This is a genomic window from Aeromicrobium sp. CF4.19 (assembly GCF_051262555.1).
In the GTDB taxonomy this organism is placed as follows: Bacteria; Actinomycetota; Actinomycetes; order Propionibacteriales; family Nocardioidaceae; genus Aeromicrobium.
Genome location: NZ_JBIMEU010000005.1, coordinates 68,932 through 82,461, shown reverse-complemented (window position 1 = coordinate 82,461; position 13,530 = coordinate 68,932). Strand labels below are relative to the sequence as shown.

At 70.8% G+C, this 13,530-nt stretch carries 14 protein-coding genes; 8 read left to right on the top strand and 6 right to left on the bottom strand.

Features of this window, described 5'->3' with window-relative positions; translation table 11 throughout:
* The first annotated feature begins 5 nt into the window (after nt 1-5).
* The 3 genes from ACHAAC_RS12120 (at nt 6) to secA (ending at nt 4,685) form a co-directional block, all read left to right on the top strand.
* Complete coding sequence (locus ACHAAC_RS12120; RefSeq protein WP_435716497.1) at nt 6-671, top strand: response regulator; 666 nt, start codon at nt 6-8, stop codon at nt 669-671.
* Between the two features lies 1 nt (nt 672).
* The gene (locus ACHAAC_RS12115) at nt 673-1,884 is read left to right on the top strand and encodes a winged helix-turn-helix domain-containing protein (RefSeq protein WP_435716496.1); all 1,212 of its coding nucleotides are present in this window, start codon (nt 673-675) and stop codon (nt 1,882-1,884) included.
* 68 nt (nt 1,885-1,952) lie between these two features.
* Nucleotides 1,953-4,685 carry a preprotein translocase subunit SecA gene (gene secA / locus ACHAAC_RS12110; protein ID WP_435716714.1) on the top strand — a complete coding sequence of 911 codons (2,733 nt, stop codon included), beginning with the start codon at nt 1,953-1,955 and terminating at the stop codon, nt 4,683-4,685.
* A 22-nt stretch (nt 4,686-4,707) separates the two neighbouring features.
* On the opposite strand, the gene ACHAAC_RS12105 is transcribed toward secA, so the two are convergent.
* On the bottom strand, nt 4,708-5,196 hold the full coding sequence (locus ACHAAC_RS12105) for an Rv3235 family protein (RefSeq protein ID WP_435716495.1): 489 nt from the start codon (nt 5,194-5,196) through the stop codon (nt 4,708-4,710).
* Complete coding sequence (locus ACHAAC_RS12100; protein WP_435716494.1) at nt 5,193-5,795, bottom strand: LysM peptidoglycan-binding domain-containing protein; 603 nt, start codon at nt 5,793-5,795, stop codon at nt 5,193-5,195. Before ACHAAC_RS12100 ends, ACHAAC_RS12105 begins: the two co-directional genes overlap by 4 nt.
* A 102-nt stretch (nt 5,796-5,897) precedes the next feature.
* On the opposite strand from ACHAAC_RS12100, the gene ACHAAC_RS12095 reads away from it, so the two are divergent.
* Entirely contained in the window at nt 5,898-6,401 is a 504-nt protein-coding gene (locus tag ACHAAC_RS12095; RefSeq protein WP_435716493.1) for a hypothetical protein, read from the top strand.
* Here the strand turns inward: ACHAAC_RS12095 and ACHAAC_RS12090 are convergent.
* On the bottom strand, nt 6,391-6,630 hold the full coding sequence (locus tag ACHAAC_RS12090) for a helix-turn-helix domain-containing protein (RefSeq protein WP_435716492.1): 240 nt from the start codon (nt 6,628-6,630) through the stop codon (nt 6,391-6,393). The genes ACHAAC_RS12095 and ACHAAC_RS12090 overlap by 11 nt on opposite strands.
* A 238-nt stretch (nt 6,631-6,868) precedes the next feature.
* On the opposite strand from ACHAAC_RS12090, the gene ACHAAC_RS12085 reads away from it, so the two are divergent.
* The 4 genes from ACHAAC_RS12085 (at nt 6,869) to ACHAAC_RS12070 (ending at nt 10,363) form a co-directional block, all read left to right on the top strand.
* Complete coding sequence (locus ACHAAC_RS12085; RefSeq protein ID WP_435716491.1) at nt 6,869-7,396, top strand: hypothetical protein; 528 nt, start codon at nt 6,869-6,871, stop codon at nt 7,394-7,396.
* Nucleotides 7,393-8,562, top strand: a complete 1,170-nt coding sequence (locus ACHAAC_RS12080; RefSeq protein WP_435716490.1) for an AAA family ATPase — start codon at nt 7,393-7,395, stop codon at nt 8,560-8,562. Before ACHAAC_RS12085 ends, ACHAAC_RS12080 begins: the two co-directional genes overlap by 4 nt.
* A gap of 113 nt (nt 8,563-8,675) precedes the next feature.
* Complete coding sequence (locus tag ACHAAC_RS12075) at nt 8,676-10,079, top strand: wax ester/triacylglycerol synthase family O-acyltransferase (RefSeq protein WP_435716489.1); 1,404 nt, start codon at nt 8,676-8,678, stop codon at nt 10,077-10,079.
* Nucleotides 10,076-10,363: a hypothetical protein gene (locus ACHAAC_RS12070; RefSeq protein ID WP_435716488.1), complete on the top strand. Its 288-nt coding sequence runs from the start codon at nt 10,076-10,078 to the stop codon at nt 10,361-10,363. The genes ACHAAC_RS12075 and ACHAAC_RS12070 overlap by 4 nt, the downstream gene beginning before the upstream one ends.
* A gap of 5 nt (nt 10,364-10,368) precedes the next feature.
* Here the strand turns inward: ACHAAC_RS12070 and ACHAAC_RS12065 are convergent, their stop codons facing one another.
* Genes ACHAAC_RS12065 through ACHAAC_RS12055 form a run of 3 tightly spaced genes read right to left on the bottom strand, consistent with a single transcriptional unit; the run spans nt 10,369 to nt 13,449 of the window.
* Nucleotides 10,369-10,854, bottom strand: coding sequence for a DUF2505 domain-containing protein (locus ACHAAC_RS12065; protein ID WP_435716487.1), 486 nt, complete (start codon nt 10,852-10,854; stop codon nt 10,369-10,371).
* A gap of 25 nt (nt 10,855-10,879) precedes the next feature.
* Nucleotides 10,880-11,671 (bottom strand): PspA/IM30 family protein, encoded by a 792-nt coding sequence (locus ACHAAC_RS12060; protein WP_435716486.1) that lies wholly within the window; start codon nt 11,669-11,671, stop codon nt 10,880-10,882.
* A gap of 20 nt (nt 11,672-11,691) precedes the next feature.
* Complete coding sequence (locus ACHAAC_RS12055) at nt 11,692-13,449, bottom strand: TPM domain-containing protein (protein ID WP_435716485.1); 1,758 nt, start codon at nt 13,447-13,449, stop codon at nt 11,692-11,694.
* Nucleotides 13,450-13,530: the final 81 nt, after the last annotated feature.

The window sequence follows — 13,530 nt, the reverse complement described above, 5'->3', positions numbered from 1 at the left end:
AGTGAGTGACGTCTCGGGAACCCCATATCCGTGTCCTCCTGGTCGATGACCAGGAGCTGTTCCGTCGGGGGGTCTCGATGGTGCTCAGCGCGGACGAGACGCTCGACCTCGTCGAGGTCGACGACGGCGACAAGGCCATCGCGGCTGTCGAGGAGACCCCGCCCGACGTGGTGCTGCTCGATGTCCGCATGCCCGGTCGCAGCGGCGTCGAGGTGTGCGCGACGATCAAGTCGATCTCGCCCTCCACCGGGATCATCATGCTGACGGCGAGCGATGAGGAGCGCGACCTCTACGACTCGATCAAGAGCGGAGCATCTGGCTACCTGCTCAAGGACGGCTCGACGTACGACCAGGTGGCTGAGGCGGTCCGGCTCGTGGCTGCCGGCCAGTCCCTCATCAGCCCGAGCATGGCGACCAAGCTGCTGGAGGAGTTCGTGCAGATGTCGCGCAGCCCTGCTGAGCTGACCGGCCAGCTGACGGCCCGCGAGCTGCAGGTGCTGCGACTGGTGGCCCGGGGCTACAGCAACCGGCAGATCGCCGAGGAGCTGTTCATCAGCGAGAACACCGTCAAGAACCACATCCGCAACATGCTGGAGAAGCTGCAGATGAAGTCGCGCATGGAGGCCGCGATGTACGCGGTGCGCTCCAACCTGCTCGACGATTCGCTCTGAGGTGCCGGTGCGGCTGACACCGCTGCAGGCGCGCCGCGTCGCGCTCGCGGCCCAGGGCTTCACCCGGCCCCGCCCGTCCGGGCCCGTGACGGGCGCGCACCTGCGCCGGACCCTGCGCCGTCTGGGCTTCTTCCAGATCGACTCCGTCAACGTGCTCCAGCGGGCGCACCTCATGCCGCTCTACTCACGCATGGGGCCCTACGACCTCGACGTGTTCCACCGTGCGGCCGGCCGGGCTCCGCGGGCGATGTTCGAGTACTGGGCTCATGTCGCGACGTTCGTCGACGTCGACCTGTGGCCGGCGCTGCAGCACCGGATGATCGAGCGGCACGGCATGTGGGGTGGGCCCCGACAGGTCGCCCAGGAGCACCCCGACCTCGTCGCGGCGGTGCGGGAGGTCGTGCGGTCCGCTGGTCCGATGTCGGCTCGCGAGGTCGACGCGGCCGTGGGACTGGCCGGCGAGCGGGACCGTACGCACTGGGGGTGGAACTGGTCCCTGACCAAGCAGGCGCTGGAGTACCTGTTCTTCGTCGGCGAGGTGACCTCGGCCCGGCGCAACGCCCAGTTCGAGCGGATGTACGACGTGCCGGAGAGAGTCATTCCCGCCGCGGTGCTGGCCCGCCCGGCGCTGGGCTCGGACGAGGCTCACCGGGTGCTCGTGGAGCACGCCGCCCGGGCCCACGGCATCGGGACCGAGCCGTGCCTGCGGGACTACTTCCGGACCGCGCCGATGCCCACGCAGCGGGCGGTCGCCGAGCTGGTGGAGGACGGGGTGCTCGTGCCGGCGCAGGTGGCCGGCTGGGACCGGCCCGCCTACCTCCACCGCGAGGCGGCCCGGCCGCGTCGGGTCGCGGCGCGTGCCCTGCTGAGCCCCTTCGACCCGCTCGTCTTCGAGCGCACCCGCACCGAGCAGCTGTTCGGCTTCCGGTACCGCATCGAGATCTACGTGCCGCAGGAGCGGCGCGAGTTCGGCTACTACGTGCTGCCGTTCCTGCTCGGCGACGACCTCGTCGCCAGGGTCGACCTCAAGGCTGACCGAGCCGCCGGGGTGCTGCGCGTCAAGGGCGCCTGGGCCGAGCCCGGTGCCCCACCACACACTGCTGCGGAGCTGGCGGCGGAGCTGCGGACCATGGCCGACTGGCTGGGCCTGGACGACGTCGCGGTGGAGCCGAGGGGGTCGCTCGCCGGACCCTTGGGCGCTGCCTTCGGCTGATCAGGCCGGAGGTCCTAGACTCGGGGTGCCCCGACTTCCATGAGGAGTACCTTTCAGTGCCCAAGGTCATCGACAAGATCCTGCGCGCCGGTGAGGGAAAGATCCTTCGCCAGCTGCAGGCCATCGCCAAGCAGGTCAATGCACTCGAGGACGAGTTCTCCGCGTTGAGCGACGAGGAGCTCCAGGGCATGACCCAGGAGTTCAGGGATCGCCTGGAGGCGGGAGAGTCCCTCGACGACCTCATGCCGGAGGCGTTCGCCACGGTGCGCGAGGCCGCCAGCCGGGTGCTCGGCCAGCGTCACTTCGACGTCCAGATCCAGGGCGGAGCGGCGCTGCACCTGGGCAACATCGCCGAGATGAAGACCGGCGAGGGCAAGACGCTCGTCGCCACCCTTCCCTGCTACCTCAACGCGTTGGCTGACAAGGGCGTGCACGTCGTGACGGTCAACGACTACCTCGCGCGCTACCACGCGGAGTGGATGGGGCGCGTCTACACGTTCCTCGGCCTCAGCGTCGGGATGGTGCTTCCGAGCATGCGGCCCGCTGAGCGTCGCGAGGCCTACGAGTGCGACATCACCTACGGCACGAACAACGAGTTCGGCTTCGACTACCTGCGCGACAACATGACCGACGACCTGGCGAGCTGCGTCCAGCGCGGCCACAACTTCGCCATCGTCGACGAGGTGGACTCCATCCTCATCGACGAGGCGCGGACCCCCCTGATCATCTCCGGGCCGACCGAGGACGAGGTCAAGTGGTACGGGGAGTTCGCGCGGATCGTCGGTGCCATGACGATCGATCAGGACTACGAGGTCGACGAGAAGAAGCGCACGATCGCCGTCGGCGAGTCCGGCATCGACAAAGTCGAGGACGCACTCGGGATCGACAACCTCTACGACGCCGTGAACACCCCGCTGATCAGCTTCCTGAACAACGCCATCAAGGCCAAGGAGCTCTTCCGCAACGACAAGGACTACGTCGTCATCGACGGCAACGTGATCATCGTCGACGAGCACACCGGCCGCATCCTGGACGGGCGCCGCTACAACGAGGGCCTGCACCAGGCCATCGAGGCCAAGGAGGGCGTGCGCATCCGCGAGGAGTACCAGACGCTTGCCACGATCACGCTGCAGAACTACTTCCGGCTCTACGACAAGCTCGGCGGCATGACCGGCACGGCCATGACCGAGGCGAGCGAGTTCGACAAGATCTACCAGCTCGGCGTCGTCCCCATCCCGACGAACAAGCCCGTGGCCCGCGCCGACCAGCCCGACCTCGTCTACCGCACCGAGGAGGCCAAGTTCAACGCCGTCGTGGAGGACATCGTCGAGCGGCACGCGGTCGGCCAGCCCATCCTCGTCGGCACGACCAGCGTGGAGAAGAGCGAGCGGCTCGCCACGCACCTGCGCAAGCGCAAGGTCCCGCACGAGGTCCTCAATGCCAAGCAGCACGATCGTGAGGCGTCGATCGTGGCGATGGCCGGTCACAAGGGCGCGGTCACGGTGGCCACGAACATGGCCGGTCGAGGAACCGACATCATGCTCGGAGGCAACGTGGAGTTCTTGGCGGACCAGGCGCTGCGCAAGCGCGGTCTCGACCCGCTGGAGGACTCCGAGGAGTACGAGGCTGCCTGGGGCGACACGCTGAAGCAGATGGAGGCCCAGGTCAAGGCCGAGCACGACGAGGTCTCCGCCGTCGGCGGACTTGCCGTGATCGGCACGGAGCGGCACGAGTCGCGACGCATCGACAACCAGCTGCGAGGCCGCTCCGGCCGACAGGGTGACCCGGGCGAGACCCGCTTCTACCTCTCGCTCGAGGACGACCTCATGCGCCTGTTCAAGGCGGACTGGGTCAACTGGGTGCTCCAGTCGATGAAGATCCCCGACGACGTCCCGATCGAGAACAAGCGGGTCACCGGTGCGATCGCCTCGGCGCAGAGTCAGGTCGAGTCACAGAACTTCGAGAGCCGCAAGAACATCCTCAAGTACGACGACGTGATGAGCCGTCAGCGCGAGGTCATCTATGCCGAGCGACGCCGGGTGCTGGAGGGTGAGAACCTGCAGGACTGGGTGCGCTCCATGGTCTCCGAGACCGCGGCGGCCTACGTCGTCGGCGCCACCGAGGGGTTCTCCGAGACGTGGGACCTCGACAAGCTGTGGACGGCGCTCGGCACCCTCTACCCGACCTCCCTGACCATCGAGGCCGTCGATGCCGAGGTGGGCAGCCGCGAGGGCCTCACCCGGGCGAAGCTCACCGAGATGGTCGTCGAGGACGCTCTGGCGGCCTACGACCGACGCGAGGCGGACCTCGGTGCGCCGGTCATGCGCGAGCTGGAGCGCAAGGTGCTCCTGAGCGTGCTTGATCGCAAGTGGCGCGAGCACCTCTACGAGATGGACTACCTGCGCGAGGGCATCGGCCTGCGGGCGTACTCCCAGCGCGACCCGCTCGTGGAGTACCAGCGCGAGGGCTACGACCTCTTCACGGCGATGATGGACGGCATCGCGGAGGAGTCGGTGGGCTTCCTGTTCAATCTCGACGTCCAGGTCGAGCCGCGCAGCAGCGAGTCCGAGGGGTCCGACGAGTCCGAGGAGTCCGAGGAACCGCAGCTCAGGGCCAAGGGGCTCGAGGCCCGCAAGGAGCAGAAGCTCGCCTACTCCGCGCCGAGCGAGTCCGGCGACGCCGAGGTGAGGCGAGAGGACGAGGAGCCGGAGGAGAACGAGCGCCAGCGCCAGACCAACAGCAAGTCCAAGGCGCGCCAGAAGGCGAAGGCGCAGCGTCAGTCACGCAAGCGCAACCGCTGATCCGAGCCCGGCAGAGAGGGGCTCAGGCCCACTCCAGGGCCGTGCACGTCCAGTGCGTGCGCCCGCGGTGGTTGACGAGCAGCTCCAGGCGGACCGCGACCGCCCTGGACCGTCCGCGGTGGACCATGCGTCCGGCCACCTCCATGGCCTCGTCGTTCACCATCGCCACGTGCACGGAGACGAGCCGCGCCGCGCTGGTTCCACCACGGCGCGGTGCCCGGGCCCGAGCCACCAGGCGTGAGGACAGCGAGGCGTGCACGGTCGGCGTCATCCAGGCAGCCATCTGGCGGACCGGCCGCTCCCCGGACAGGACCTCGGTGAGGGCCTGCATGAAGCGAGCCACCGGCTGACGCATGGCGCGACCTGCCAGCTCGGTGTCGGAACGGTCGACGGAGACCGGGAGCACCGCCTGCATGCCCGGGAAGGGCAGCGGCGCCTGGCCTGGCGCGTCGGCGAGGGGCAGCTCGAACTGCGGACGGGGGCGGGGCGACAGCGCGACCGCGGTCCTCATCGGTCGTCCTGTGTGCTCGTGGAGGTGGGCACGACCAGGCGTTGACCCGGGTGGATGATGTCGGGGTCCGGCCCGATGCGAGCGCGGTTGGCCTGGTGGATCCGTCGCACGAGGCTCGCGACAGCGTCATCCCCTGCGTTGCTGGAGAGCCTGGCGGTAGCCAGGCCCCACAGGGTGTCCCCGTCCTGCACCGTGATCGCCTCGTCCTGCCGGACGGTCGGTGTGGTCGAGGGCGTGGGGTCCGACTGCGCCACCACGGCTCGCTCGGGAAGGCGGAGCCCGTCCACCGGCCATGGACTCTCGCCGGCCTGTGCTGCCGAGGCCGTGGCCGCCACGGCGCCGGTGAACAGGGCGGCGCGGACAGCGGCAGGCACGAGGCGTCGCCCGAGACGAGCGGGGGCTCCCCGGGTGCTCGCGAGCAGGAGCGTGAGCAGCGTCCAGCCGGCCAGCGCGAGGAGCCCGAGCTCGAGGACGCCGGCGAGGGCGGCAGGCAGGTCTCGCCCGCCGAGTGCCGCTGCGGAGTCGGGTGCCCGCGGAACGGTCCACGCGGTGAGGAGTGTGGCGACCACGGCGACGACCCGACCGGTGCTGCTGAGCATGACGACCCCCGATGATGACGTTTGATGTCGTTTGACAACATTGAAGTCCGTTCGTCATCGTTGGTCAATCCTTCGTCCACAGATGTGGCCTAGGCTCGCGCCGTGCGCTGGGACCGGTTGTTCGCCGAGCTCGAGGGACAGGCCGAGGACATGGCCCTCGGCGAGCGTGATGCGCTCGTCGAGGAGCTGCGGGACGAGGAGTGGTCCCAGACGCCTTGGCGTTCGCTCGTCGGAGGTGCGGTCGAGCTCGAGGTCCAGGGAGTCGGACGGGTGGCCGGCAGTGCCGAGCTGGTCAACGACGTGGTCGTGCACCTGGCCTCGGTCGCGATCGACCACGTCGTGGCGGCGGATGCCGTCTTGACCGTGGTGACGGCGGATCGTCGAGCCGATCCATCCGGCCGGGTGAGCGCGCGACTCGGCTGGCCTCAGCTGTTGCGACGGGTCCGTGAGGACGGTGACGAGGTGCGGGTGGCCCGCCGCGACGGTGCAGTCCTCGAAGGAGTGGTGGACGTCGTCGGCCGGGACTTCGTCCGTCTGGCGACCGCGGGCGGACGCCGGCCCGTCGTGCCGTTCGCCGGCCTGGCCGTGCTCTCGTTCAGGCGTTGACGTCGTCGTCCGCGGGTGCCTCGGAGTCCGCGAGCGCGTCCTCGGCCTTGGCGTACTGACGCTGGATGTAGGCCTCCAGCTCGTCGTGCTCGACCCGCCACTGATGGCGGCCCCCCACCTGGATGCCGCGCAGCTCGCCAGAGCGGACGAGCGCATAGACCTGCCGCACCGTGACGTTGAGGACCTCGGCCACGTCGGCGAGCGTGTAGAAGCGTTGCTCGACAGCCATGCACCCAGTTTCCCATGGGGACGCCCGAGACCTCGGCAGCCCGTCCAGATTGCTGTGGACAACCGGAGCAGGGGTGGACGGCGAGGCTCTGGCTGAGTAGAAACGGGGGATGACGACGTGGCGGGGGCCTCGCGAGCGAGGACGGACGAATCGATTGCGGCACCGGTCGTGGACGGACCCACGGCTGTTGCTGGGTGGCCTGCTCGTGCTTGGGGCGGCAGCCCTTGGCACGTGGGTGGTGGCACAGAGTGACGACCGAGTGGGCTACTGGACGGTCGGCGAGGACGTCGTGGCCGGGGACCCGGTCCGGACGGGCCAGCTCGTCGAGTCCAAGGCGTTGCTCGACGCCCCGGCGGCCGACGGCGCCCTGCGGGTCGACGACGAGCTGCCGGCGGCGCTCAAGGAGCTGGCCTGGTCGCGGGACGTCGGCGCCGGCACCCTGCTCGCGCGCGACGCCCTGGCACCGGCGGACGGGGCCGCGTCCACAGAGCTGCCGCTGGCGGTGGCCACGGGCGCGGCGCCCCAGGACCTGCGCCGCGGTGAGCTCGTCGACGTCTGGGTGGGGCCTGCGCCCGGTGAGGACCCGGCCCAAGCGGCAACGCTCGTGCTGGAGGCGGTGCCGGTCGTCTCCACGGGCGGTGGGTCCGGGCTCGAGGGTGGCGCTGGGTCCAGGACGGTGCTGGTGGACGTCGCCCCCGCCGAGCTGGCCGGAGACCTGGTCGGCCGGGTGTCGGCGGGCCACGTCACGCTGGTGCGGCGCTCGTGACCGGCTCGACCCCACGGTCCGTGGCACTGGCCGCCGGCGGAGCAGCGTGGGAGACGCAGGTGGTGCGCGAGCTGGAGGCGGCGCCGTCGCTCCTGCTGGCCCGCCGGTGCATGGACGTCGCGGAGCTTCTCGCCGTCGCCGGCGCCTCGGCGGACGTGGCCGTGGTGGACGTCGAGCTGCCCGGGCTGGACGTGGAGACCATCACCGCCCTGGGACGTCGCGGCGTGCAGGTCGTCGGCCTCGGCCCGTCAGCACGCGCCGACGCCCTCGGCGTCGTGCTGCACTCCCGCCCGGGGGAGGTCGAGGCAGCGGTCGTCTCGGCGACGGTCGACCGGCCCGCCAGCCCGCCGGCGGAGCCAGCGAGTGCGGGGCCCGACGGCAGGGTGGTCGCGGTCTGGGGGCCCCAGGGAGCACCGGGTCGCAGCACGGTGGCGCTCGCGCTGGCCGCGGAGCTGGCCCACCGCGGTCGGTCGACGGTGCTCGTCGATGCCGACACCTACGGTGGATCCCAGGCGCAGCTCGTCGGACTGCTCGATGACGTCTCCGGCCTCATGGCGGCCTGCCGCGAGGCCAACCGCGGCAGCACGGACGTCGCCGCCGACCACGTCGTCGCGGTCGCCGAGAACCTTCACCTGCTGACCGGACTGCCACGTGCCGACATGTGGAGGGCACTGCGGCCCGCCGGTCTCGAGCGGGTGCTCCAGGAGCTGCGCCGAGGACACCGTGACGTCGTCGTGGACTGCGGCTTCTGCCTCGAGCAGCAGGACGCGACGGGCCCCGGCCGCAACCAGGCCACCCTCCAGGTCCTGGAGGTGGCCGACGTCGTGGTGGCGGTCGGTCGAGCGGACCCGGTCGGCATCGCCCGTCTCGTCCGCGGGCTGCACGACCTGCGCTCCGTCGTCGACACCTCGCCGCGCGTGGTGCTGAACCAGACGCGGCCGACCCTGGGGTGGGACCAGCGCGAGCTGGTCGAGACGGTGCAGAGACTCGGCGAGACAGCGCCGGTCGCCCTCGTCCCGGCCGACGTCCCGGCCCTCGATGCCGCGACGATGGCCGGTCAGCTCCCGCACGTCGTGGCCCCGTCGTCCCCGTTCGTGACGGCCCTCGCCCGACTGGCAGACGCGACGCTGACATCCCCTCTCGCGCCCCGCGCCGTCGCACGTTGACGCCCGGTACTCGATGGTAGGTTCAGTGCCGACCTTGGAGATCGCGCTGATAGGGAGGTCACCTGACTCGCTTGACCGGTGCCCCGGTCCGCGCGACCTCCTGGAGGAGACCGATGCAACGCCTCAGCCCCTTGGACGCGATGTTCCTGAACCGGGACACGCCGACGACGCCACGGCAGATCGCCTCCCTGGCCATCCTCGAGCCCGGGCCCACGCCGCTGGACCACGACCGTCTGATCGAGGTCATCAGCGAGCGGCTGGACATCGTGCCGCGGTACCGGCAGATCCCGCGCAAGGTGCCGGGCGCGCTCAGCACGCCGATCTGGGTCGACGCCGAGGACTTCGACATCTCGATGCACGTGCGGCGCTCGACGCTGCCTCGTCCGGGGACGCGGGAGGCTCTCCACGAGCTGGTGGGTCGGCTCGTCGCGCGCCGGCTGGACCTCTCCAGGCCGCTGTGGGAGCTCTACCTCGTCGAAGGGCTGGAGGACGGTCGCCTGGCGCTGCTGTTCAAGGCCCACCAGGCGCTCGTGGACGGCTCGGAGACGATCGACCTCGCCCAGGTCCTGCTGGAGGAGACCGACAGCGTCCGTGACATCCCGCACCAGGAGTGGACCCCCCGACCTCACCCCCGCGGGCTCGGTCTGGTGCGTGCCGGCGTCGACCGCAACGTCCGGCACCCGCGAGAGGCCCTGCAGATCACGGAGCACAACCTCGGCCGTGCTGCCCGGCGCCTTCCCCTGCTGGGCTCCAGCCAGCCACCGCCGCGCGGCGTGCTGACGGCCGCACCGTCGCGGCACCGGCGCTTCTCGACGCTCGACACCGACCTGGAGTCCTTTCGCCGCGTCCGGGAGGAGCACGGGGGGACGGTCAACGACGTCATCCTGGCCGTCATCGCCGGGGGGATCCGGGGCTGGATGCTGACCCGGGCGGAGCCCGTGACGGCCAAGACGAGCTTCCGGGCGATGGTGCCGATGTCCGTGGTGGCCGACGACGGCCTGCCGACGTCGCTGGGCTCCAAGGTCCGCGGTCACCTGTTGTCGTTGCCCGTCGGGGAGTCCAACCCCGTCGTGCGGCTGCACCAGGTCTCCTACGCCCTGAAGGACCACCGCGAGACGGGCTCGGCCGTTGCCGCCAACCAGCTGGCCTCGCTCCCTGGGTTCGCGACATCGACCTTCCACGCGGTCGGCGCGCGGGTGGCGGCGGCCGAGAGCGGCCGGGGCCACCACCTCGTCATCACCAACGTCCCCGGCCCCCAGGACCCCGTCTTCATGGCCGGCAAGCAGGTGGCCGAGGTCTACCCGTGCCTGCCGCTGTCCAACCACCGGGCGTTGTCCGTGGGCGTGACGTCGTACCACGGCCGCGTGTTCTTCGGCATCGTCGCCGACCGGGACGCGGTGAACGACATCGACGTCCTCGCGCAGTGCATCGAGGACGCTCTGGAGGAGCTGGTCGAGACGGTCGGAACGCGCCGTGGTCGGGCGCCGCGGGGCCGGTCCCGCCCGGGGCGCTCATGAGGGTGTGGGTGGCGGCCGACGCCGAGCTGGTGCGCGCTCTGCGAGAGGGCGCTGCACTGACGGGCGAGCGAATCGCTGCCGAGAGCGAGGACGAGGCGCACGAGCACGAGGCACTGCTCGCGGCAGCCGAGCGCGGTCCGGTGGTCGTGGTGGCGGAGGTGGGTGAGGACGACGCCTTGACCCTCGACGTCGTCCACGCCTTTCACGTCGACGCCGACGGCAGCGGCGACCTCGCCTGGTACGCGACGCAGGAGATCGGCGACGTGATCGCCGCCGTCTCCTGACCCCATCAGAGGCGAGTCATGCCCAGCTCGACCTCGTGCCTGAGCGAGGCCTTGATCGCCTTGGCGACCTCGGGCTCGACCTTCTTGCCGATGAACGGGATGCTCACCTTGACGTCGCCGTCCAGCGTGAACTCGGTGCCGCTCTTGGTGGAGAAGAGCTCGGTCTTGCCGACCATCTCCGCAGGCTGACCGATGATGCTCACCTTGACGTCGGCGCGGCGCCTGCCGTCGGACTCCGGCCCGCCCCACTTCTCGGTCTGCTTGACCTTGACGGTGTCGCCCGTGAGCTTCTTGACGAAGTCGGGCATGTCGGCCGGCTGGGTGCGCACGATCGTGACGGTGTGGCCGTCGCCGGAGGCCTCCACGGTGACGTCGACGTCGGTGGCACCGACGTCCTCGGCGGACTCCTTGCGGAAGTCCTCGCTGGTGATGAGTCCGTAGACGGACTCGACGTCGGCGTCGCCGTAGGAGTGGGAGTCGTTGAGCTTCATGGCGTCATCCTTGCAGGCCGGGGACTCAGCTGGAAGGCGTCTGGTCGGACTGGGGCTGCTCCTCGGGCGCCGACTCCAACGACGAGGGCTCGGTCCCGGTGCCCAGCTGGCCCTTCAGCTCGGCCAGACGGGCATCGATCTCCAGCTGCGTCGAGTCGGCCTCCAGCTCGTCGAACTGGGACTCGAGGCTGTCGTTGGCCAGCTCGGCCTGACCGGCGACGAGCGCCTCCTGGCGTCGCACCCTCTCCTCGAAGCGGGAGAGCTCGCTGGTGGGATCCATGACGTTGATGGACTTGACGGCGTCCTGCACCTTGGCCTGCGCGTCGGCGGTCTTCTGGCGGGCGACGAGCTGGTCGCGCTTGGTGTAGAGCTCCTCCAGACGGCCGCGCATCTGCACGAGCCCGGTCTTGAGCTTCTCGACCGTCTCGCCCTGGGAGGCGATGGAGGGTGCCGCGGTCTTGGCCTCGTTCTCGAACCCGATCTGCTTGCCGATGGCCACCTTGGCGAGCTGGTCGAACCTGTCGGCCTCGTCGGCCCGATCGGCGGTACGCATCGCGTCGGCCTTCTGGGACGCGGCGATGGCCTTGGCGCCCCACTCCTTGGCGGCGCGGACGTCCTCCGCATGGTCGGCCTCGGCCAGGCGCAGGTTGCCGATGGTCTGTGCGACGGCCTCCTCGGCCTCACGGATGCTCTCGGTGTAGTCGCGGACGAGCTGGTCGAGCATCTTCTCGGGATCCTCGGCGCGGTCGATCATCGAGTTGAGGTTGGCTCGCGTCAGCTGGGCGATGCGGCCGAGGATGGACTGCTTCTGTGCCATGGTGCTCTCTCTCCTGAGGGTCAGAATCGCCCGCCGCCACCGCGGCGGGCTCGCTTCGAGGTGCCGCCGAAGCTGCTCGGCGCGCGCCGGGTCTTCCTGCGGGCGTGGGTGCTGCCGGAGCGACGTCTTGTGCTGCTGCCACGGTACGCGCTCGGTGTACCGGGGGAGCGTTGTTGACGGTCGCGGTCGATGAGGATGCCGCCGAGGAGCAGGGAGTCCAGACCGGCTGAGGAGCCGCGTCCCTCGTCGGTGCGCCGCTGGTCGGCACGCCAGCGCGCGACGTCCGCGTCGGCGGTCTGCTGCGCCTCGCCGATGAGCCGTTCGGCTCGTTCCAGCGAGGTCGTGGCGACGTCCGGGTCGGTGGCCAGGACCGAACGACCCGACTCGACGAGGCGTTCCGCCTCCGACAACCGGGTCCGGGCGTCGCTGCCGACGGCCCCACGATGGGTCTGCACGAAGGTCTGCACGGCCCGCACCTGGGCAGCGACCCGGCCGGCGAGGTCATCGGCGGCGGTGGCCTCGGACCGCAGGTTCTGCTCCAGCTCTGACAGGGCCGTCAACAGGGCGTCGGCCTGTGCCGTGGCGGACTCGGCGGCGCGGATGTCGACCGCAGCGGCGTCGGTGTCGGTGGCGAGGTCCTGTCGACCCTCGGCCACGGACTGCTCGGCCGCGGTGAGCAGCGCCTCCGCCTGCTCGACGCTGCCCGCGACCGGGGCGACGGCCGTGTTGCTGCGCTCCGCCCGCAGGCGCGTCCACGACTCTCGCGCGACGGGGAGCCGGTCGCGCACGGCGACGAGCCGTGCGGCGGCCTCGTCGAGTGCCTCGGGCGCCCGGTGCTCGATGTCGCGCATCTGGTCGAAGGCCTCGACGTGCTCGTCGAGGGAGGCGTCCACCTGCTCACACAGTGTGATGATCCGCGAGGCCATGTGTCGGCGCTCCTGGTCGGTCTCGGGCTCGGCGTCGTCCAGCTGCTGGCGCAGGGTGAAGGCCTCGCGCACCGTCGCGCGACCCTCCTCCAACGCAGCGCGGAACTTCCGCGTGGCCTCGGTGCCGAACTGTGCCTCGGCGAACCCGATCTCCTGCTCGGAGGTGTGCAGGGCGTCGTCGATGGCGATGAGGGCGGCGGCGGCGTTCTGCTCCAGCTCGGCGTCGGTGAGGATGGCTGCCGGGTCGACGGGGTTGCCGTGCTCGTCGACGACGTGGTGGGTGTGGTCGTAGCGGCGGCGTGAGCGGTAGACGGCGTAGCCACCCGCTCCGAGCACCGCGGCGGTGCCGAGGGCGACGAGGCCCCAGGGCACGTCGGTGCCCTCGCTGGCCTCGGTGAACCCCTCCGCAGCTGCGACGGCCGCGTCGTCCCAGGCGCTTCGGCGCAGGGCGGGCAGGATGAACTCGCGGTCGACCGTCGCGAGGTCGTCGTCGCTGAAGCCCTCGGCCGGCGCACTGTACCCGTAGGCACGCTCGCGGACCGCGACGGCGAGCAGGACGTCAGCCGAGCCGATGGCGGACTCCTCAGCGGTCGCCTCGGCCCACTCCTGTCCGCTCATGCCGTCGAAGCTGTCGACGTAGACGACGAAGAGCTGGCGTCGGGTGTCGGTGTAGAAGTCGTCGAGCGCGGACTCCACGCGCGACGTCTCACCCTGGGAGAGGACCCCCGCCCGGTCGGTGACGGGGCCGGAGATGTCCAGCGGAGCCTCTGCGGCCGCGGGGGAGACGAGCGCGGGCGCGAGGAGGAGCCCGATGAGCAGCAGGGCGGGGAGTCGCAGTGGCGCAGGCGTCACGCCTCGATCTTGGCCGATGGGTGGTGACGGGACAACACGGCCCCGGTCGGTGAGGGCGCTCGGCCGGGCCGGGCCTCGTCG